A 20,406-nucleotide genomic window follows, 5' to 3' on the forward strand; every position below is an offset into this window, starting at 1 on the left:
GGGGCGGAGGCGCCCCGCCCGGGACCACGGGTACTGAGGGCGCAGCAGCCGCCGGCGGTGGCGGCGGAGGCGGCGTCGGCAGCGCCGACAGCGGCCTCGCCCCGGCCAGCTACACCGGCGGAGACGCGGGTGCTTACACCGGCGGCACCGCCGCTGGGACCGATGTCGGCAGCGCGGCGGCGACCAGCGCCAATCCCGGTGTGGCCAGTTCTGGTGTCGGTGGCTTCGGGATGATGCCGATGCCCATGCCGATGGGGGCAATGACCCGCAGCGCCGGTCTACTCGGCGACGGACCCTCGATGCCGGTGCCCGCCAAGGCCGAGGAGAAGGAAGAAGAGGCTGCCGCAGTCGAGGAAGCCACAGCAGAAGCAGAAGGCACGGCCGAAACGCCCGAGCCCGAAGTGCCGGCCATGAGCGTGCTGCCCACAGCGGTGCCCGGCGCCGCGGCGGCAGCAGCTCCCGGCGAAGCGAAGCCGGCCACGCAACCAGCAGCGGGAGCATCCCGGATCCCGGCATCGGGATTCCGCGCGTCGGACGCCGTCGCAGAGGAAGCCGAAGAAACGGTCGCCACGCTACGTCCGAAGATCGCCCCCGGCGAGTTTCGCCCCCGGGCCGAAGAAGAGGAAGAAGCGCGGGTCCAGATACCCGGCGCTTGACGCGTCGCTAGTGCGCGGGGGCGCGCAGCAGGCTCAGCGCCGTGCGGCCCAGCACGATGGGGTCGAGCGGATGCGGCACCGCCGCCTCGGCGCGTGACCAGCTGGCCAGCCAGGCATCGTCCGGACGTCCGGTCAGCACCAGAATCGGCGGGCACGACGACAACTCATCCTTGAGCTGCTTGGCGATCCCCATGCCGCCGGTCGGCGCAGCCTCTCCGTCCAGGATGGCCAGGTCGATGCCGCCTTCGTCCATCGTGCGGATCACCATCGGGCCGGTGGCGACCTCGACGTAGCTCAGTTCGGGCAGGTCCGGGTGCAGCCGTTTACCCAGGGCCTGCTTCACCTGTTCGCGGGTGTGGACGTTGTCGCTGTAGACGAGGATGCGCAGCGGGCTGGAGTCAGGCACGGTGCAGATGTTATTTCACGCGGTCTGAGCCGGGTGCACGAAGACGGCTTCAGCGGACACCGTGACCGCGTTGGACATCACGCCGAGTTTGTTCCAGTCCAGGTCGAACCGGGATCGGTCGATCTGCGTCCGACCCGAAACCCGTACCGACCCGTCGTCGAGTTCGGTGATCGTCACCGGGAGGGGCACCGGCTCCGTAATGCCCTTGATGGTGAAGTGGGTGTGCAGGTCGGCGGACTTTCCGGTAGCCGGGTGCAGGGCGTTGACGACGACGGTGATCTCGCCGAAGCGTTCGACGTCGAAGAAGTCGGCCGAACGCAGGTGCTTGTCGCGGCGTGCGATCCCGGTGTCCAGTGAGGCGACCTGGATGTCGATCCGGCCTGCCACCTCGCCTTCGCCGGTGAGGCGGCCCTCGCCGCTGAACTCGGTGAAGGCGCCTTTGACGGGCATCAGGCCCCACATGTTGCGGATCTTGAAGGTGACCGCGGAGCGGTCGGGCACCAGAGCCCACGTCCCGGCGGATTCCGGGTCGGTGAGCAGAGTTTCCAGCGTGGTCATCGTGAGTCCCTGACTAGTAGGGGCGCGAGGTCTGCGGGGTCGAAGTACTCGTCTATGTGGTTGATAAGACCTTCTTTGTCCACCTTGATCACGATGCAAACCCGCATCGCGATCGACTGGCCGCCGTGGCCTGTGGCGTGCAACACGTGCTGCTGGACGAATCCGTTCTCGAATACCTGGCGGTCCAGGATTTCGTAGCCGCGCGTAGCGGTGGTCGAGAGGAACCAGTCGATGACGCGCAGTGCCCGCGGCTTGTCATCACAGGTGGTCGGGTCGCGGCGGCCGTCGGTGCGCCAGACGGCGACGTCGTCGCCCCACATCGAGGCGACAGTCTCCCGGTCGCCCTTCTCGATTGCGCTGAACAGCCGGTCGGCGACCTCGGTGATCGTCATGAAGCGGGCTCCTTGTCGTATCCGGGGTGGGCGGCGGCCAGTCGGTGTCGTACCAGCGTGCGCAGGCACGCGGCGACGTCGTCGCCACGGTCGTCGAGCTCACCGGCACGGATCGCTGCGGCCAGGGCGGGTTCGTCGGCGAAGCCCAGGCCGGTCAGGGCGGCGCGAACCTCGGTCTCGCCGGGGTTCTGCAGTTCGCGCTCGACCATGCGCAGGGCGTTGGCGGCCACTCGGGCGTGGAAATTGACCTGGCCGGTGGTCGCGTCCCGCACGTCGTTCTCCAGGAACTCGGCGACGGCGGCGACCAGTTCGGCCGCGGTGGGCCGGCCGTGTAGGTTCACGAATCCTCCAACAGCTCGAGCAGATCCCATTCGTTCTCACACACCCGGCGACCGATCGTCGCCAGCTCTACTGAGCGGGTCTGCCCGCTCAGGTGGCGTTCGGCCTGATAACGGCAGATGACACCCCAGCGCAACGTGGCCAGCACCAGCCACCAGTGAAACGCGGTCCGGTCGACTGTCGTTGCGCCGGCCTCCTCATAGGAGCGCAGGAAGCTTTCGATGCTGCCCAGTCCGCCGGCCGCACGGCTGGCGGGCGCACCGAACCGCCACGCGCGCACGCAGAACCAGGCCAGGTCTTCGTAACGCTCGCCGACGTGCACCAGCTCCCAGTCCAGCACGGCGGCCAGGTCGGAGCCGTCGACAATCAGGTTGCCCATCCGGAAATCACCGTGCACCAGCACGGTGGGCGACGGAGCGGGCCGGTGGGCGCTCAGCCAGCGGATCGTCCATTCGAAAGTGGCTGTGGTGTCGCCCATGTCGTCGAGCTGCTGGCGGGAATGCTCGACGGGGTCATCGTGGGCGAGGTCGGGATCGCCGGCATCGGCGCGATGGATCGCGGCCAGGGCCTGCGCGCATTGCTGCAACAGCCGCTGCGGGTCGTCGAGCTGGCGGTAGATGCGCCGGACGATGGTCTCGCCCTTGATCTCCTCACAGATCAGAAACGGATTACCCAGTGCCGCAAGAGAATTATCAGCAACCAGCACATGCGGCACCGGTGCCCCGGCGGCCGCCGCGGCGGCCTGCACCCGGGCTTCCAGTTCCATGCCGGCGTGGATGTCGTCGGGTGGCCCGGTGCGCAGAATCAGGGGTCTTCGGTCGCTGCCGGTGACGGCGTCGAACGCCCAGGTGGTGCGGCTGGCGCCGCCGGTGAGCACCCGCAGGTTGTCGATCGCCACGCCGTCGCCCAATACCGGCTCGAGCAGCCCGGTCAAGCTTTCGGACAGCGTCATCTCTTGGTCACTTCTTGCCGAACTTGAACAGCCGCTGGGCAACCCGGCGGATCTGAATCTCCTCCGCACCCTCGGTGATCCGGTAGCGGCGGTGATGGCGGTAGATGTGTTCGAGTTGCTCGTGCCGGCTGTAACCGATGCCGCCGAGCACCTGCATGGCGCGGTCGGCCGCATCGCACACCAGCCGGTTGGCCCGGTAGTTGGCCATCGACACCTTGTCGGAGACCTCCATGTGGTGGTTGCGATCCAATTGGGTTGCGGCGTAATACACCAGCAGTCGCACCATCTGCGCCTCGGTCTGCAGTTCCACCAGCGGCCACTGCACCGCCTGGTTCACCGCCAGCGGCTTGCCGAAGACGTGACGTTCGCCGGCGTAGGCCACGGCGCGGTCGATGCAGTACTGGGCGGCGCCGAGGCTGCTGGCGGCCTGACGAATCCTGTTCTCGTGCAGGAAGGTCTGGCCCACTTCCAGTCCGCGGTCCACCTCACCCAGGATCGCGTTGTCGGGCACCCGGACGTCCTTGAGCTCCACCTCGGCATGGTCGGTGGGCATGTTGAACGTCCACCAGTAGTACGGGATGGTGAAACCGGGCGAGTCGCACGGCACCAGAAAGGCCGTGATGCCGCGGGCCTGGCCGGGTTCGCCCGAGGTGCGGGCAAACACCAGGTCGTGGGTGGCGCGATGGACGCCGGTGTTGAATCGCTTGGCGCCGTTGATCACCCAGTCGTCACCGTCGCGGACGGCGGTGGTTTCCAGCCAGGTGGCATCCGAGCCGTGCTTGGGCTCGGTCAGCCCGAAGGCCATCGACCGCTCACCGGTGATCAGCGCCTCGGTCCACTCTTTCTTCTGCGCGTCGGTGCCGAACCGGTCCATCATGATCACCTGCGGGAAGTTGCCCACGATCGACGACTCGTCCTGCAGGTCGTTGTGCAGGCCAAGTCCCTTGTGCGCCAGATGCTCCCGGATGACCGCCATGTCGATGTTGGTGCCGTCGCGTCCGCCGAACTGCGACGGCAGCCCGTACCGCAGCCAGCCGGCCCGGTCGGCGCGCCTGCGCATCTCACCGAGCAGGTCTTCCCATTCCCGGCGGGGGATGCCGCCGTTGTCCCAGTCGGTGCGGGCATTCTCGCGCCGATGGTCGAAGTACTGGATGTTCTCGCGTTCCAGCGGCTTGATCTCGGTTTCGATGAACTCGTCCATCTCCGCGAGCAGACCCGGAAGGTGTTCGGGCAGGCTGAAATCCACGTTGATCTCCTTTGTCTTGTCAAGCGCCGTACAAAGTTTTCTTCCAGATCCGCGACAGCAGGGCTATCGCGTCGTCGTCGCTGATCGTCACGCCCAGGTCCGGTTTCCCGACGAACACGGTGGTGAAGTTCTCGAAGAGCAGCGCGATGGCCGCCGCGGTGTGCTCCGGGTTGAGCTCGCCGCCGTGGCCCTGTTCCTGCGCGCGACGTACCGAAGCGGCCACGATGTCCATTCCGAATCGCCGGAATTCGTTCTGGACGTCGGCGAACCGTTGTTGGGTGGCGGCCAGCTGAGCCACCGCGATCATGATGCCGATGTTCTGCTTGAACATGCCCCAGTAGCCGGTGACCACGGAGGTGAAGAAGGCATCGTCATCCGGTGATTCGGGCAGCTGAACCCGCAAGCCGGACGGCTCGACGACGTCGTGCAGGAACGACTCCGCCAGCGCGGCCAGCAGATCTTCCTTGTCGGTGAAGTAACGGTAGAACACCGCCGACGACTTGCCGGCGGCAGAGGTGATGTCGGCCAGGGTGGTCCCGTGAAAACCCCGCTCCGCGAACAGCTTCCGCGCCGCCAGCTCGATGGCCTGGCGCGTCTGCTGGCCCTTGGCGCTGAGCACTTCTGCCGGCATCAGGTCCGCATCCGGTCTCCCGCGCGCAGCAGGGCGCTCGGCAGGTCATGGCCGACGGCCGCTCGGGCAACCTGCGCGGCGGCGATCGCGGCCCGCAGGTCCACGTCGACGTCGAACCCGCTGTCGGTCAGCAGGTACACCAGGTCCTCGGTGGCGATGTTGCCGGTCGCCCCCGGCGCGAACGGGCAACCGCCCAGTCCGCCCACCGAGGCGTCCAGTCGGGTGACACCGGCCGCCACAGCGGCGTACGCGCTGGCCAGGCCGGCGCCGCGGGTGTTGTGGAAGTGTGCGCCCAGCGGCAACTCGCCGACCACCGGATATAGTTGCCGCACAAGCGAAGTCACCCGCCCCGGCGTGACCGTGCCGATAGTGTCTGCGATGCAGAACCGGTCGGCGCCCCGTTCGCGCGCCGCGGCGGCGATGTCCAGCACGCGTTGCGGGGGAGTGGGTCCCTCGAACGGGCAGTCCCACGCCGTGGCGACGATCACCTCGACGGCCGCGTCGGCGTCGTGCGCGATGGCGACGATCTCGCTGATCTGTTCGGTGGCCTCGGCGCTGGACCGCCCGACATTGGCCTGGCTGAAGGCGTCCGATGCCGCGACCACGTACTCGATGGACCGCAACCCGGCGGCGATCGCTCGCCTGGCTCCGTTCGGACTGGCCACCAGCGCGGAGAATTCGATGTCGGGGTAACTGTGCAGTTCGGCGGCGAGCTCGGCGGCGTCGGCCATCGACGGCACCTTCGACGGCGACACGAAGGCGGTGGCCTCGACCTCGCGCACGCCGGTGGCGGCCAGGGCGGCCAACAGTTCCAGCTTGGCCGACAACGGAATTGGCTTCTCGATCTGCAACCCGTCCCGCAGCGCCACCTCGCGGATGTCGACATGGGGGCTCATATGACCTCCTCGGCCGCCAACGACGCGACTTCGTCGGCTGTCTTGCCCAGCAGCCCGGTGTAGATGTCGTCGTTGTGCTGTCCCGGGCGGGCCGGACCGGCATTGCGCACGCGGCCCGGCGATTCCGAGAGCACCGGCACGATGCCCGGACCCAGGACGTCGCGGCCCAGGCGTTCGTCGTGGTGCGGTACCAGCATGTGGCGGGCCCGCAACTGCGGGTCGTTCACCACCTCGGCGACGGTGTTGATCGGGCCGGCGATCACGCCTGCGGCGGAGAGTGTTTCGATGATCTCGGCGGGTGCACGCTGGGCGGCCCAGGCGCCGATGATCTCGTCCAGCTCGTCCTGGTTGCGTCCCCGGGCGCCGTGGGTGGCGAACCGGTCGTCGGTGACCAGTTCCGGGCGCTCCATCGCCTTGCACAGCCGGGCGAAGACGGTGTCCTGGTTGGCGGCGATCACCACCCACGACCCGTCGGCGCTCTGATAGATGTTCGACGGCGCGATGCCCTCCAGCCGGGTACCCGACGGGCCCCGCACCACACCGCCGACGTCGTAATCCGGGATGGTGGATTCCTGTACCGCCAAACAGGATTCGGTCAGCGCGACGTCGACCACCTGGCCGTGCCCGGTGACGCTGCGGCGGTGCAGCGCGGCCAGTGCGCCCTGGGCGCCGAACATGCCGGCCAGGGTGTCGCCCAGCGACAGCGCGAGCCGGGGCGGCGGGCCGCCGGGGAAGCCATTGAGGTGCCGCAGCCCGCTGGCCGCCTCGGCGACCGACGCGTAGCCGGCCTTGCGGGCGTCGGGTCCGGTCTGGCCGTAGCCGGAGACGCGGACCAGGATGATGCCCGGATTGCGTTCGGTGAGCACGTCGTAACCCAGGTTCCACTTCTCCAAGGTGCCCGGCCGGAAGTTCTCCACCACGATGTCGGACTTCTCGACCAGATCCAGGAACAGTTCGCGCCCCCGCGGCTTGCGCAGGTCGAGGGTGATGGCCCGCTTGTTGCGGGCGTGCACGGTCCAGAAGACGCGATGGCCGTCCATTTCTGCCTGCCCCCAGGTCCGCAACGGGTCCGGGGCGCCCGGTGGTTCCACCTTGATGACGTCGGCGCCCATGTCTCCGAGCAGGCGGCCGACGAACGGGCCCGCGATCAGGGTGCCGAGTTCGAGCACCCGGATACCGTCGAGAGCACCGGTCACTGCGAGCCCACGAAGTTGTGCCGGGTCAGCCAGTCGGTGACGATATCCACCGCCTGGCGTAGCTTGTCCCGCTGGTCGGGTCCCGCGTAATAGTGTGTGGCGCCGGGGATTTCGTGCATCTCCTTGTCCGGGTGCCCGATCGCCTCGTAGAGCCGACGGGTGTGGCTGGGTGTGCATGCGTCGTCGCCCAGGTTACCGATCACCAGGGCAGGGATCGTGAGGTCCTTCCCGCACGCTACGCCGTCGCCCCGGGCCTCGTCATAGCTCCACTGCGACAGCCACCCGCGCAACGTCGAGAACCGCGCCAGGCCGACGGGGCTCATGTTCACCACCTGGGGGTCGCCCAGGTAACAGGTGCCCGGCGTGCGCTCGTTGGGGTCGACGGTGGGGTCCAGCCAGCGCGGGTCGGCCATGGTGCCGTGTACGACGAAGCAGAACTCGTCATCCGGGCGGCCGGCCGACTTGAGTTCGGCCAGCTTCTCGCGGACCCACGCGGTGATCCGCCGGTTGCGGTCGATCTGCGCCTGCCGGTAGCGGGTCAGGAACTCCTCGGTGTAGGGCGGTTGATTGGGGTTGTCCGGGTTGTAGAGATCCAGCTCGGGGTCGCGCTGGGTGGGGTCGGCTTCGTCGAGGATGGACGCATCCAGCCACTCGGTCAGGGTGCCGTGCCGGCTGATATGCGCGGCGAGCAGCATGATGCCGTCGGCGGGCGGCAGTTCGAGCTGGGTCAGGTCGGGTCCGTCACCGGACGGGCTGGCGGTGATGGTCGGGTGCTGGGCCTGTTGCTGGTAGAACACCGACAGCGACCCGCCCCCGCTCCAGCCGGCGAGCACCACTTTGCGGTAGCCCAACCGGTTCTTGGCGTCCTTGATGCATTCGCCGAGGTCCTCGACCACCTTCTCCATCAGCAGTGCGGAGTCGGTGCCGCGGAAACGGCTGTTGCAGTAGATGACATGATGCCCGGCGCGGGCGAGCGCGTTGATCATCGGCAGGTACGCGCCGCCACCGATCGGATGCATGAACACCAGCACGGTGTCGGACGCCCGGTCCTTCGGCTTGAGCAGATAGCTTTCCAGCACCGTGATTTCCGCGAGCCCGCCGTAGACGTCGCGGACGCCGGAATTGTTCTGGAAAGCAACGAGATACGGGATGCGCTCGTAGTCGTGTTTCATGAGTGCTGCCCCAGGTCGTGCGCCAGCACCTCGGCCGACGGGATGAGCCGGCGACGGGTGTCGATCGCGATCACCTGCCAGTCGACGCTGGTGTACTCGTCGAACTTGCGCCGGGCGCGTTCGCGTGCCTTCTCCGGCGCTCCGTGGTGAACCCCTTGCGGCGCATGAGATATCAGGCCCGGTGGCATCGGGATGCCGTAGAGCGAGCCGCCGTGGAAGAACGCGATCTCGTCGTAGTCGACGTTGCGGTGATACCAGGGCGTGCGTTCGGTGCCCGGGACGGTCTCGGCCGGTTTGGGCAGGAAGTTCATCACGTAGACGCCGGTCGCCTGCATGAACAGATGGACGGTCGGCGGCAGGTGCATGCTGTCGGAGGTGATGACGTTGTAGTCGGCGATGTTGAACGTGAACGCGAAGTTGTCGCCGCGCCAGCCTTCGACATCAATCGGATTGTGTTGGTAGTAAAGGGTAGTCGGGCCGCCCTCATGGATGAGGCGGACTTCGTATTCGTCGCGGCCGTCGTCTTCGATCGGGGCCGGCTCGGGGATGACGGCTTGCGACGGATCGAACGGGAAGTGCCGTCCGAGCGCTCCGGGCGGCGGCACCCGGAACTCGTCGGTGGCCTCGATCATCAGCAACGTGGTTTCGCTTTGCGGAATCTGGCGCCAGGTGGTCGCTTTCGGCAGGTACACCCAGTCGCCGGTGCGGTAGCGCAACGGCCCGAACTCGGTCTCCAGCAGGCCGGCACCGTCGTGCACGAAGCACAACAGGTCGCCGTCCACGTGGCGGGTGTAGAAGGGCATCTCCTCGTGGCGCCGGCTCAGGAACACCCGGCAGTCGGCGTTGCTGAACATCAACAGCGGTCCGCCGTTGGCGTCGGTGGCGTCACTGGGCTTGAGCTGCTCAGCCAGGACGTCGACGGGTCGCAGTGGGCCGACGGCGCGGAAGGCGGTGGGGTCGTGGCGGCGGTAGATGTTGGCGGTGCGCCCGGTGAAGCCGCCGCGGCCGAGTTCGTCGTCCTTGAGGCCGTCGAGATCGGCGTGAACACGGCGCGGTGTCCTGCCTTTACGCAAGTGGACAAACGATTCCATGAAGCGGCCTCCAGATAGCGTGCAGAAAGTAAAAGTGACATTACTTTCTGTTTTGCGCGTGGGCAAGGGGCTGTGCCCGTCACGCCGGATCTAGCGGACCCGCAGAACGACCTTGCCCTTGGCGGTGCGGTTTTCCAGCGACGCCACCGCTGCCGCCGCTTCTTCGAGCGGGAAGACCTCCGGCTCCGGGGCGCGCAGCTTGCCCGAGGTGAACAGCTCTTCGAGGGCCGCCCACTGCTCTTCGAGCGAGCCGGGGTGGCGGCCCGCCCAGGCGCCCCACCCCACGCCGACGACGTCAATGTTGTTGAGCAGCAACCGGTTCACTTTCACCGTCGGTATCTCGCCGCCGGTGAAACCGATCACCAGCAACCGGCCGGCCGGAGCCAGTGAGCGCAGCGAATCGGTGAACCGGTCACCGCCGACGGGATCCACCACGATGTCGACACCGCGGCCACCGGTCAATTCCTTGACCGCGTCCTTGAATCCGTCGGCCAGCACCACGTCGGTCGCCCCGGCGGCCGTGGCGATCCGGCCCTTCTCCTCGGAGCTGACCACGGCGATCACCCGCGATGCGCCCAGCGCCGGGGCCAGTCGCAGCGCCGACGTGCCGATTCCGCCGGCCGCCCCGTGCACCAGCACCGTCTCGCCGGGTTGTAAACGACCGCGGACGGCCAGCGAGAAGTACACGGTCAGGTCGTTGAACAGCACGCCCGCGCCGGCTTCGAAGCTCAGGTTGTCGGGCAGCTTGAACAGCCGGTCGGGCGCGAGCACCGCGACCTCGGCCATGCCGCCGGTCAGCATGGTCAACCCGAGCACCCGGTCGCCGGCCTGGACGTGGGCGCCCTCTGGCGCCGACCGCACCACCCCGGCGATCTCGGCGCCGAGGGTGAACGGCGGGTCCGGCCGGTACTGATACAGCCCGCGGGTGAGCAGCGCATCGGGGAAGGCCACCCCGGCGGCGTGCACATCGACCACCACACCGTCCCCGGTGGGTTCGTCGATGTCTGTCACCTCGATCGCATCCGGACCATCCAGCCGAGTCACCCGTGCTGCGCGCATGCCGATCACCCTACTTCCGGCTCAGAAGCCACCCGCGACCCGTACGACGGCCCGGCCCGTGAAGGCCCCGGCGCGCACCTGGTCAAGAACTCCGACCACATCCTTGACGTCGACCTCGGTGGTGACCGCGTCCAGGTGACGCGGCCGCAGCGAATCGCCCAACCGCGCCCACAGGTCGCGGCGCGGACCGATCGGCAGTTGCACCGAGTCGATGCCGAGCAGGGCGATACCGCGCAGGATGAACGGCATCACCGTGGTGTGCAATGCCACGCCGCCGGTGAGCCCGCTGGCGGCGACCGCGCCGCGGTAATCGACAGCGCTGAGCACGTCGGCCAGCGTCGCCCCGCCGACGCAATCCACGCCGGCCGCCCAGCGCGCCTTGGCCAGGGGCCGCGGCTTGGCGTCCGGATCGGCCGGCAATCGCCCGATAACCTCCGCAGCGCCAAGCCGTTTCAGTAGTTCTTCGGCCTGTGGCTTGCCGGTGGACGCCACCACCTGAAAGCCGGCAGCGGCCAGCAGGTCCACGCTCACGGTGCCGACGCCACCGGACGCACCGGTGACCACGACAGGCCCGTCTCCGGGCGTGATGCCCCAGTCGGTGAGGGCCTGCACGCTCATCGCCGCCGTGAAACCCGCGGTCCCGATCGCGGCGCCGTCGCGCGGACTCAGCGCCCCGAGCGCCACCACCTGGTCGGCGGGCAGCCGCGCGTATTCGGCGTATCCGCCGTGATGGCCGGTGCCGATCTGGTAGCCGTGCGCCACCACGGCATCACCTACGGCGAAGTCCGGCGACTGCGAATCGACCACCTCGCCGGTGAGGTCGATGCCGGGCACCAACGGATAACTGCGCACCACGCCACCGCCCGGCGTCAACGCCAGCGCATCTTTGAAGTTGACGCTGGAATACAGCACGCGGATCGTCACTTCGCCGGGCGGCAGGTCAGTTTCGGATAGCGTCTGGACTGTCGTGGAAATCTGGTCGCCCTCTTGATGCGCCACCAGCGCGGGGAATTTCTGCATAGGACTCGACGCTAGCCTCAGTTATGGATTCCTTTCCACTTGGTCGTTTTTCGGTTGCCCGGGTCGGCTTCGGAGCGATGCAGCTGCCCGGGCCAGGAGTGTTCGGTCCGCCTCGCGACCGTGACGCGGCAGTGGCCGTGCTGCGGCGGGCCGTCGAACTCGGGGTAGACCACATCGACACCGCCCAGTTCTACGGGCCGGACGTCGCGAACGAGCTGATCAGGGAGGCGCTGCACCCGTATCCGGAGAACCTGGCCCTGGTGAGCAAGGTCGGCGGACGCCGCGACGAGGCGGGCGCCTGGCTGCCGCTGGCCGATCCCGCCGCCCTGCGCGCCGACCTCGAAGCGAACCTGCGGACGCTGGGTGTCGACCACCTGGCGGTGGTGAATCTGCGGTTGATGGACAGCAATGAGCCGGATGACCTGTTCGACGAACAGCTCTCGGTGATGATCACGGCCCGCGACGAAGGACTGATCGGCGGTATCGGGCTCAGCGAGATCACGCACCGGCATCTGCTGCACGCCCTGGAGCGCACCGAAATCGCCTGTGTGCAGAATGCTTTCAACCTCGTCGACCGGTCGTCGGCTCCGGTGCTGGAGGAGTGCACGGCACGCGGCATCGCGTTCGTGCCGTTCTTCCCGCTCGGTTCGGCCTTCTCGCCGTCGAATCCGGTGCTGGGACACGAGCTGGTGCGCAGCGCAGCCGAGCGGCTGGGTCACACCCCGGCGCAGGTGGCGCTGGCCTGGACCCTCGGTGTGGCGCCCAATGTGTTGCTGATCCCGGGCACGTCGTCGGTTGGCCACCTGGAAGAAAACGTTGCCGTCAGGGACATCGAGCTCGACGACGAGCTGCGCGCGCAACTCGACGCGGTGGCCTAGCCTGGCGCCGAGCGTGACGTCAGGGCGCGATAATCGTGAAAATCTCGCCCTCAGTTCACGTTCGACGAAGAAAATCGGTCGCCAGCGACTCGCCGTCGATGCCCGGGAAGCTTTCCAGGTTGTCGCTGAACATCTTCCCGACGAACGACGGCGCGAAGGGGAAGTCCGAGCCGAAGGTGATGTGACCCGGCTTGGCGAACGCGAGCAGCGACGGCAGCGCGGCGGGACTCGACGTGAGGGCAGTGTCGAAGTAGAAGCTGGACAGTTCATCGAGCACCTCGAACGGGTCCCGACCGGTTTCGGCGGTGATCGCCATGGCCATCCGGTAACTGGCGTATGGCACGAAGCCGCCGCCGTGGCTGAGGATGAATCTGATCTCGGGATAGCGCTGACGGATGCCGTTGCGCACCAACAGGAATGCCGCGCGGGTGGTGTCGAGCAGGAAGTCGGTGGCCCACGGCGCGACGCCGGGCACCGTCGGGCCGGGTAGCTCGGCAGGGTGGATGAACACCACGGCGCGCCGTTCGTTCAGGGCGGCGAACAACGGGTCCTGGCCGTCTTCGCCCAGGTAAACCCCGTCGTTGTTGGCGAGCAGCACCACCCCGTCGGCCCGCAGCTCGTCCAGCGCGCGCACCGTCTCGGCCACGGCCGCGTCCAGGTGGGGCAGGGGCACCGTGGCGAACAAGCCGAACTGGGCCGACATCAGTTCGGCGCCATAGTCATTGACATCTCGGGCCAGGGCCGCCGCCGCTGCCGCGTCGGGAAGGAAGCTGGTACCCGGCGCGGACACCGAGAGGATGGCGGTGTCGACGCCGAGTTCCCTCATCGTCTGCAGCGATTCCTGCGGGCTCCATTGCGGCAGGTCGCGCCCGCCGGCAGCGTCGATTCCCGCCGTGCGCAACGCCTTCCGGTAGACCTCGGGAATCATGTGATGATGAGTGTCGATTCGGCCCATGTGCGTCCCCCGGATATTTGCCCCGTAGTGATCGCTACGGTAATGTAGAGTGAGTTCCGGAGTCAAGGGGAGTTGCATGGCCGCTGAGAAGACCGAGCGAAAGCGCCGGGCCGACGGCGAACTGTCGCGCACCCGGATCTTGGACGCAGCCACCGAGATCGCGGCCGAACGCGGCTATGAGGGCACCAGTATCGGCCTGGTCAGCGCGAAGTGCGGGCTGCCGGCAAGCTCAATCTACTGGCATTTCAAGGACAAAGACGACCTGATCGCCGCAGTCATCGAGCGCAGTTTCGGCACCTGGCTGAGCGCGTGGAACCTCGCGGAACCGACCGATACGTCCGATCCGCGGGAGCTGGTCGCCGGGCTCACCGAACAGACCGCGAAGGCTCTGCTGGAGGCGCCGGACTTCCTGCGACTCGGACTGATGCTCGCCCTCGAGCGCCGCCCGGAAGAACCCCGTGCCAAGACGATGTTCATTCAGGTCAGGGCCCGCGCGTTCGACCAACTCAAGAACAACTTTCGGGCGGTCATGCCGAAGTTGACCGAGGCCAACGTGCACCAGCTCGCGACCTATGCGATGGCCGGCGCCGACGGCTTATTCATCGCCAAGGAACTCGGCGGTGACGCCGTCGACCTGATCGCGTTGTTCGAGCTGCACGGGCGGGCCATCTACGACCTCGCCCGCCAGCTCACTTGAGCTCGGCCGACGACAGGCCCAGCAGGCGGCGGGCCACCACCAACTGCTGAATCTGTTGTGTCCCTTCGAAGATGTCCAGGATCTTGGAGTCGCGGCCCCACTTCTCCAGCAGCATCTGCTCGGAATATCCGGTGGTGCCGGCCAATTCGACGGTCTTCAGAGTGACGTCACTGGCCATCCGGCCCGCTTTGGCCTTGCTCATGGATGCTTCTTTGGAATTGGGGATGCTGTTGTCGGCCTGCCATGCCGCACGCAACGACAACAGGTAGGCGGCCTCCCAGTCCGATTCCATCCGCAGGAATTCCGCCGCGGCCGCGCTCTGGACGTGTGCGGGCCGGTCGTAGTCGATCTCGACCCCGGCGTCGGTGAGGATCTTGCGGATCTCCTCCAGCGCGGCGCGACCGATCCCGACGGCCATGGCGGCGACGATGGGACGGGTGTTGTCGAAGGTCTCCATGACACCCGAGAAGCCTTTGCCGACTTCGATTTCCGGGTTGCCGAGCAGATTCTCCTTCGGGATGCGCGCGTTATCGAACCGGATGGCAGCGGTATCCGACCCCTTGATGCCGAGCTTGTGCTCGAGCCGCTCGACGGTGACCCCGGGGTGCTCCCGCGGCACGATGAACGACTTGATCGCCGCGCGGCCCTTCGACTTGTCCAGCGTGGCCCACACCACGATGTGGGTGGCGCGCGAACCGGCTGTGACGTAGATCTTTTCGCCGTTGATCACATACTCGTCGCCGTCGAGCTTCGCCGTAGTGGACACCGCGGCCGAGTCCGAGCCGAAGCCGGGTTCGGTGATCGCCATGGCGGCCCACACCTTGCCCAGACGCTCCAGCTGCTCCTCGGTGGCCACCGCGGAGATCGCGGCGTTGCCCAGTCCCTGATAGGGGATGGACAGCATCATCGCCACGTCACCCCAGCTGGCCTCCAGGGTCTGCACGAGGGCGGCCATGTTGGCCCCGTTGTGGTTGTCTTCCTTCTTGTCGCTGCCCCGCAGCTCGCCGGCGCCCGCGAAGCTGAACGACTCCGACGCGCCCTCGAAAAGATTGATCAGCGTGTCGAGTTCGACCGGGTAGGCGTGTTCCCGAAGGTCGTACTTGCGGGCGATGGGCCGCACCAATTCGGCGACGCCCTGGTGGGTCTTGGTGACTACCGCTTGCAGCTTGCCGGGCAGTTCGAGATTGATTGCCATGATTGATCTTTCGCCTTTGAAATATACGAAGTAGTAAACGAGTTAGATGACCACTACACCTTCGGCGACGCCGATGGCCCGCAGATCGCGGTACCAGCGCTCGACCGGGTGTTCCTTGGTGAATCCGTGGCCGCCGAGCAGCTGCACGCCGTCCAGGCCGATCTGCATGCCCTTGTCGGAAGCAAACCGCTTGGCCAGCGCCGCCTCCCGGGCGAACGGCAGACCCTGCTCGGCGCGCGACGCGCCACGCCAGGTGATCAGCCGCAGACCGTCGAGTTCGATGGCGATGTTGGCGCACATGAAGGCGACGGCCTGACGCCGGGCGATCGGCTCGCCGAAGGCTTCGCGCTCCTTCACATACGGCACGACGTAGTCGAGCACCGCGTGTGAAGTGCCCACGGCCAGTGCCGCCCAGCCCAGCCGGGAAAGTGCGATCGCCTCGGAGTAGTCGTCGTCGGTGGCCGCGTCTTCACCCAGCCGGGCGTGCAACGGCACCGAAACACCGTTCAGCTCAACCTGTCCCAACGCGGCGGCGCGAATCCCCATGCTGGGGTCCGCCTTGACGGTCAGTCCCTGGGCGGAGGATTCGACGATGAACAGCGCCGGCTTGCCGTTGAGCTGTGCGCCGACGATGAACAATTCGGCATCGGCGGCGGCCGGCACCAGCGACTTCACGCCGTCGAGTCGGTAGCCGGACGGGGTGCGCACCGCGGTGGTCCGCAGCCGCGTCGGGTCGAACAGCGGATGCGGCTCGGCGATGGCCACGCACGCCTGCGGGACGCTCTCGCCCGCAAACTCGCGCAGGTACGTTGCCTGCTGATCGGCGCTGCCCCAATGCGTCAGCGCCGCAGCGACACCGCCGGGCGCCAGGATGGGCAGCGCCTGGCCCATGTCGCCGTAGGCCAGCGCCTCGGCCACCAGCACGTTGGTCACTGCCGAGCGGTGCTCGGCGATGCCGTCGAAGTCCTCGGGGATGTTGATCGCGGTGATGCCCAGTTCGGCGGCCTTGGCGATCAGGCCGCCTGGGTAGGTCGCGGCCTCGTCGGCGTCGTGGGCGGCCGGGCGCAGGATCTCCGCGGCGAATTCCTCGACGGTCTCGGCGATCATTTTCTGGTCGTCGTCGGGCGTGAGGTCGAAGTAGTTCTTGCCGCTCGACTTCAGCCGGGTGGGGGTGCCGCGCAGGCTCTGCACCCGCTTGAACTGGCGGCTTGCCGCGGCGGTGGTGGAGAACACCTGCTTGGTGCCGTAACGCAGCGTCCGATTGAGCGGGTCGCGCAGCTTGTACTTGTCCAGGAACTCCTGGCCGACCAGCGGCGTCAGCAACGCGATGGCGATGTCGACGCCGGTGCGCTTGTGCGGTTTCATCCCGATGGTGGTCTGGGGGTCGCGGCGCTTCTTGGAGCGCGTGCCGGAAGCAGGAAGTGTGTCGGTCATATCAGCAGCCTCTGTCGTTGGGGCGATGCGAATAACCGTATCTTACTCCGGAGTAAGATAGATGGCACGTGTTAGCTAGTTCACAGCGGGCCGCAGCTGATTCAGCACGTCTTCGTGTAGCAGACCGTTGGTCGCAACGGCGCTCCCGCCGTGCGGACCGGTGGTGCCGTCCAGGCTGGTGAACCGCCCGCCCGCCTCATGCACCAGGACGTCGAGGGCAGCCAGATCCCAGACCGACACCTCGGGTTCGGCGGCGATGTCCACCGCGCCTTCGGCAAGCAGGCAGTAGGACAGAAAGTCGCCGTAGGCCCGCACCCGCCAGACGGCGTCGGTCAGATCGATGAATCGTCCCCGCAACCCCTTCTCGGCCCAGCCACTGAGGCTGGAAAACGACAGGCTGGCCGAATCTAGTTGCGCCACAGCCGAAACCGATAGACGACGCGGCGGGTCGCCGGCAACCGACGCGAACGCGCCCTGCCCGCGCGCCGCCCACCACCGTCGCTGCAGTGCCGGCGCGCTCACCACTCCGACGACCGGGATGCCGTCGTCCAGCAACGCGATCAAGCTGGCCCACACCGGAACTCCGCGCACGAAATTCTTGGTGCCATCGATCGGGTCGATGATCCACTGCCGTCCGTGCCAGCTGGTGGTGCCGCCGAATTCCTCGCCCAGGACGCTGTCCCCGGGGCGCCCGCCGGCGATCGCCTCGCGCAGTTCCGTCTCCACGGCTTCGTCGGCGTCGGTCACCGGCGTCAGGTCGGGTTTGGTGTCGACGCGTAGGTCGAGGGCGCCGAATCGGGCGCGGGTCAACTCGTCCGCCCGGTCGGCCAGTTCCAGCGCGAACTGCAGATCCGTCTGCTCCACCCCAGCAGTCCTACCATGGCGGGATGTGGGAATTCATGGTGCTGCTCCTCCTGGTGGCGGTGCTGGTGGTGTTTCTGGCGCCGCGGTTCATCCGTCCCGGCCCGCGCGGCGCCCTGGCCAGCGGCACGCTGCTGGTGACGGGTGTCAGCCCGCGCCCGGATGACATCAGCGCCCAGGGCGAGCAGTTCGCCACCATCTCCGGCGTCATCAACGGGCCCACGGTCAACGAGCACGCCGTGTACCGGCGCATGGTCGTCGACGTCGACCAGTGGCCGGTGACCGGCCAGCAGTTTCCGGTGGTCTACTCGCCGAACAATCCGGACAACTGGAACTTCGCGCCGCCTGAGCCGGCTGAGCCGCCTGAGCCGGCCGACTGAGCTGACCCCTCAGCCGACCGCCGGCGACGGCCACATCACCCGCAGCCGGCGTCCGTACCGGGGGACGACGATCGACGGTCGGGACACCTTCATCCCCGGCATCCCCGGCATCCCCAGCCCGGGCGCGGCGGGTTCGGCCGGTGCGGCAACGCTTGGCAGGGCGCCTTTGACCGGCACACCGGCCCAGCTCGCCGGCACCGACATCGATCCGACCGTGCCGGCGCGCGACAGCGTCGCGGTCACCTCGCCCACGGCGGCGCCGCCGCGCGCGACGGACGCGCTCAATCGGGGCGCCGGGGTGATGACGGGCGTCTCCGCGGTCAGCGCGGGCAGAACGCCGAGATTGTGCTCGGCTCCGATGACTCCGCATGCGGTCAGATCGAGCTTGGTGGCGCTACCGATCGTGGTGCCCACGACGCGGATCTCGTCGAACACGGTGACATCGAGATAGAACAGCGACGACGGGTCGAGCGCGGTATACAGCGCGCGCAGTGACAGGTCACCGGCAGACTCCTCGGCGGCGGCTGGTGCCTGGGCGGCCGCGGTGGCCCGCTGTGGCGAGGTGAACGGCGTCAGCTCCGATGCCGCCGCGGAGCCGGCCGCGTAGCCGTGCATCGCGGCGGCGTCCTGGGCCCAGTACTCGGCGTACTGCGCCTCGGTGGCGGCGATCGCCGCGGTGTTCTGGCCGAAGAAGTTCGTCGCGATCAGCGCGGCCAGCGCAATGCGGTTGGCCGCCACCACCGGCGGGGGCACCGTCATCGCATGCGCCAGTTCGTAGGCGGCCGCCGCCGCCCGGGCCTGCAGGGCCGTCTGTCGCGTTTGCCCGGCGGTGACCTGCAGCCAGCCGAGGTACGGGACGGCGGCTGCCGTCATCGCCGCCGACGCCGGCCCGTGCCAGTGCAACCCGGTGAGGGCGGAAAGCACCGAGTGACAGCTCTGGGCCGTGGTTTCCAGCTCAGCGGCCAGCGAGTCCCAGCTCTCCGCGGCCGCGAGCAACGACCCCGATCCGGGGCCGCTGTACATCCGCCCGGAGTTCACCTCCGGCGGCAGAAAAGCGAAATCGATCATCCAGCAGCCGGCGGGCGGGCCATCACGGTAAGCCGGGCACCGTACCGCGGCGGCGACCCGGCGCCGCGCGCCGCTGTCGCCGACGCCAGTCCGGGATAGCCGGGGTACCCGGCCACCACCGCGTCCTCGGTCCCGGGAATCACGGTGAACCCGGCCGGCTCCAGCGCCGAGAACCGGCTCGTCGACGGCGCCGCCCAGCTCGCGGGCACCGACATCTGCCCGATCGTGCCGGCCCGGCTGAGAGTGGCGGTGACGCTGCCCAGTCCCGCCGCGGCTCCCACCGGCGGCGGGGCCGCCGCAGCTGCCGGGGCGGCGTCGGCCGCCAGAGCCGCACCCGCCTTCGGAAGCACGCCCAGATTGTTCTCGGCGCCGATGACCCCGGCGGCGAACGCTTCCAGGTAGTACGTGGAGTTGATGGACGTGCCGACGGCGGCGATGACATCCAGGGCGGTCAGGTCGTCCGGGATGATCGACCCGGCCAGCGACTGCAGCTCCTGGGTCGTCGCATCGATCAACTGAGACACCGGGTCCGACGCGGCGGCGCTCGCGTTGGCCTGGGCGACCGCCGCCTGTTGAGCGGTTACTCCGGCCTGGTTGGAGGTCTGCGCGGGGGAGGAGAACTGCGGCAGCAGCTGTGTCAGCGTCTGCGACGACGCGGCGTAGCCGTACATGGCGGCGGCGTCCTGGGCCCAGAAGTCGGCGTACTGCGCTTCGGTGGCGGCGATCGCCGCGGTGTTCTGGCCCAACAGGTTCGTCGCGACCAGGGAGCTGAGCTGCGTGCGGTTGGCCGCCACTGCCGGCGGCGGCACGGTCATCGCGTAGGCCTGCTCGAAGGTCGCGGCGGCGGACCTGGCCTGTGCCGCCGTCTGCTTCGTCTGTTCGGCGGTGCCCTGCAGCCAGCCCGCATAGTGGGCGGCAGCGGCGGTCATGGCCTGCGAGGCTGGGCCGCTCCACTGCCAGGTGGCCAGAGCTGTGAGCACCGCCTCGTACCCCGCTGCGGTGGTGGCGAGTTCGGCGGCCAGCGCGTCCCAGCTGCCGGCGGCGGTCAGGAACGAAGTCGGGCCGGGGCCGGCGTACATCCTCGCCGAGTTGACCTCCGGGGGAAGAAAGGCGTAATCCATTGTGTCACTTCTCCTTCGTGGGGTACGTCTCGCTTATCAGGCGCGTGCGAGGTGGAACAGAGTTTGATTCAGTGGGGTGTTATTCGCCGTGCTGCCGCAAGCCGGGGCTGGCTGCCCGAAGACCATTCGGATGACCTCCGCTAGTGCCGTGTTCTTAACCTGACAAGGCTGACACCGGAACTGATGCGAATCCGGTGAACAGA

22 protein-coding genes and 1 pseudogene are annotated in these 20,406 nt (G+C 68.0%); 4 read left to right on the forward strand and 19 right to left on the reverse strand.

Going from position 1 to position 20,406, the window contains the following annotated elements; all coding sequences use genetic code 11:
* Positions 1 to 656: pseudogene (locus AO501_RS38405) on the forward strand (hypothetical protein); the annotation flags it as partial.
* Between the two features lie 7 nt (positions 657 to 663).
* Here the strand turns inward: AO501_RS38405 and AO501_RS22775 are convergent.
* The 13 genes from AO501_RS22775 to AO501_RS22835 form a co-directional block, all read right to left on the reverse strand.
* Positions 664 to 1,062, reverse strand: coding sequence for a response regulator transcription factor (locus AO501_RS22775; RefSeq protein ID WP_055579880.1), 399 nt, complete (start codon positions 1,060 to 1,062; stop codon positions 664 to 666).
* A gap of 15 nt (positions 1,063 to 1,077) precedes the next feature.
* On the reverse strand, positions 1,078 to 1,620 hold the full coding sequence (locus tag AO501_RS22780) for a YceI family protein (protein WP_055579881.1): 543 nt from the start codon (positions 1,618 to 1,620) through the stop codon (positions 1,078 to 1,080).
* A complete protein-coding gene (locus AO501_RS22785; protein ID WP_055579882.1) occupies positions 1,617 to 2,012 on the reverse strand; it encodes a nuclear transport factor 2 family protein in 396 nt (131 codons plus the stop codon). The genes AO501_RS22780 and AO501_RS22785 overlap by 4 nt, the downstream gene beginning before the upstream one ends.
* Positions 2,009 to 2,353 (reverse strand): DUF6285 domain-containing protein, encoded by a 345-nt coding sequence (locus tag AO501_RS22790; protein ID WP_231752583.1) that lies wholly within the window; start codon positions 2,351 to 2,353, stop codon positions 2,009 to 2,011. Before AO501_RS22790 ends, AO501_RS22785 begins: the two co-directional genes overlap by 4 nt.
* The gene (locus tag AO501_RS22795; protein ID WP_055579884.1) at positions 2,350 to 3,303 is read right to left on the reverse strand and encodes a phosphotransferase family protein; all 954 of its coding nucleotides are present in this window, start codon (positions 3,301 to 3,303) and stop codon (positions 2,350 to 2,352) included. The genes AO501_RS22790 and AO501_RS22795 overlap by 4 nt, the downstream gene beginning before the upstream one ends.
* A gap of 7 nt (positions 3,304 to 3,310) precedes the next feature.
* On the reverse strand, positions 3,311 to 4,549 hold the full coding sequence (locus tag AO501_RS22800; protein WP_055579885.1) for an acyl-CoA dehydrogenase family protein: 1,239 nt from the start codon (positions 4,547 to 4,549) through the stop codon (positions 3,311 to 3,313).
* A 19-nt stretch (positions 4,550 to 4,568) separates the two neighbouring features.
* Positions 4,569 to 5,180, reverse strand: coding sequence for a TetR/AcrR family transcriptional regulator (locus tag AO501_RS22805; RefSeq protein WP_055579886.1), 612 nt, complete (start codon positions 5,178 to 5,180; stop codon positions 4,569 to 4,571).
* The gene (locus AO501_RS22810) at positions 5,180 to 6,076 is read right to left on the reverse strand and encodes a hydroxymethylglutaryl-CoA lyase (RefSeq protein WP_055579887.1); all 897 of its coding nucleotides are present in this window, start codon (positions 6,074 to 6,076) and stop codon (positions 5,180 to 5,182) included. The genes AO501_RS22805 and AO501_RS22810 overlap by 1 nt, the downstream gene beginning before the upstream one ends.
* The gene (locus AO501_RS22815; protein WP_055579888.1) at positions 6,073 to 7,272 is read right to left on the reverse strand and encodes a CaiB/BaiF CoA transferase family protein; all 1,200 of its coding nucleotides are present in this window, start codon (positions 7,270 to 7,272) and stop codon (positions 6,073 to 6,075) included. The genes AO501_RS22810 and AO501_RS22815 overlap by 4 nt, the downstream gene beginning before the upstream one ends.
* Complete coding sequence (locus AO501_RS22820; RefSeq protein WP_055579889.1) at positions 7,269 to 8,444, reverse strand: alpha/beta fold hydrolase; 1,176 nt, start codon at positions 8,442 to 8,444, stop codon at positions 7,269 to 7,271. Before AO501_RS22820 ends, AO501_RS22815 begins: the two co-directional genes overlap by 4 nt.
* Complete coding sequence (locus AO501_RS22825) at positions 8,441 to 9,535, reverse strand: homogentisate 1,2-dioxygenase (RefSeq protein WP_055579890.1); 1,095 nt, start codon at positions 9,533 to 9,535, stop codon at positions 8,441 to 8,443. Before AO501_RS22825 ends, AO501_RS22820 begins: the two co-directional genes overlap by 4 nt.
* Before the next feature lie 90 nt (positions 9,536 to 9,625).
* Positions 9,626 to 10,594 (reverse strand): NADPH:quinone oxidoreductase family protein, encoded by a 969-nt coding sequence (locus AO501_RS22830; RefSeq protein ID WP_055579921.1) that lies wholly within the window; start codon positions 10,592 to 10,594, stop codon positions 9,626 to 9,628.
* Between the two features lie 21 nt (positions 10,595 to 10,615).
* The gene (locus AO501_RS22835; protein WP_055579891.1) at positions 10,616 to 11,614 is read right to left on the reverse strand and encodes an oxidoreductase; all 999 of its coding nucleotides are present in this window, start codon (positions 11,612 to 11,614) and stop codon (positions 10,616 to 10,618) included.
* Between the two features lie 23 nt (positions 11,615 to 11,637).
* Here AO501_RS22835 and AO501_RS22840 point away from each other — a divergent pair, with 23 nt between their 5' ends.
* Positions 11,638 to 12,492, forward strand: coding sequence for an oxidoreductase (locus AO501_RS22840; protein WP_055579892.1), 855 nt, complete (start codon positions 11,638 to 11,640; stop codon positions 12,490 to 12,492).
* A gap of 55 nt (positions 12,493 to 12,547) precedes the next feature.
* On the opposite strand, the gene AO501_RS22845 is transcribed toward AO501_RS22840, so the two are convergent.
* On the reverse strand, positions 12,548 to 13,447 hold the full coding sequence (locus AO501_RS22845) for an amidohydrolase family protein (RefSeq protein WP_055579893.1): 900 nt from the start codon (positions 13,445 to 13,447) through the stop codon (positions 12,548 to 12,550).
* Positions 13,448 to 13,523: 76 nt separating this feature from the next.
* Between AO501_RS22845 and AO501_RS22850 the strand changes: the two genes are divergently transcribed.
* Entirely contained in the window at positions 13,524 to 14,144 is a 621-nt protein-coding gene (locus tag AO501_RS22850) for a TetR/AcrR family transcriptional regulator (protein WP_055579894.1), read from the forward strand.
* Here the strand turns inward: AO501_RS22850 and AO501_RS22855 are convergent.
* From AO501_RS22855 to hisN, 3 genes are all read right to left on the reverse strand, one after another.
* A complete protein-coding gene (locus AO501_RS22855; protein ID WP_055579895.1) occupies positions 14,137 to 15,339 on the reverse strand; it encodes an acyl-CoA dehydrogenase family protein in 1,203 nt (400 codons plus the stop codon). The genes AO501_RS22850 and AO501_RS22855 overlap by 8 nt on opposite strands.
* A gap of 42 nt (positions 15,340 to 15,381) precedes the next feature.
* On the reverse strand, positions 15,382 to 16,773 hold the full coding sequence (locus AO501_RS22860; protein WP_055579896.1) for an acyl-CoA dehydrogenase family protein: 1,392 nt from the start codon (positions 16,771 to 16,773) through the stop codon (positions 15,382 to 15,384).
* A gap of 75 nt (positions 16,774 to 16,848) precedes the next feature.
* Positions 16,849 to 17,637, reverse strand: a complete 789-nt coding sequence (gene hisN / locus AO501_RS22865; protein WP_055579897.1) for a histidinol-phosphatase — start codon at positions 17,635 to 17,637, stop codon at positions 16,849 to 16,851.
* Between the two features lie 23 nt (positions 17,638 to 17,660).
* On the opposite strand from hisN, the gene AO501_RS22870 reads away from it, so the two are divergent.
* Positions 17,661 to 18,014, forward strand: coding sequence for a hypothetical protein (locus AO501_RS22870; RefSeq protein ID WP_055579898.1), 354 nt, complete (start codon positions 17,661 to 17,663; stop codon positions 18,012 to 18,014).
* A gap of 9 nt (positions 18,015 to 18,023) precedes the next feature.
* Here the strand turns inward: AO501_RS22870 and AO501_RS22875 are convergent, their stop codons facing one another.
* On the reverse strand, positions 18,024 to 19,079 hold the full coding sequence (locus AO501_RS22875) for a PPE family protein (protein WP_055579922.1): 1,056 nt from the start codon (positions 19,077 to 19,079) through the stop codon (positions 18,024 to 18,026).
* A complete protein-coding gene (locus AO501_RS22880) occupies positions 19,079 to 20,203 on the reverse strand; it encodes a PPE family protein (RefSeq protein WP_055579899.1) in 1,125 nt (374 codons plus the stop codon). The genes AO501_RS22875 and AO501_RS22880 overlap by 1 nt, the downstream gene beginning before the upstream one ends.
* Positions 20,204 to 20,406 lie beyond the last annotated feature (203 nt).

It is taken from the genome of Mycobacterium gordonae (assembly GCF_001417955.2).
GTDB lineage: Bacteria > Actinomycetota > Actinomycetes > Mycobacteriales > Mycobacteriaceae > Mycobacterium > Mycobacterium gordonae_B.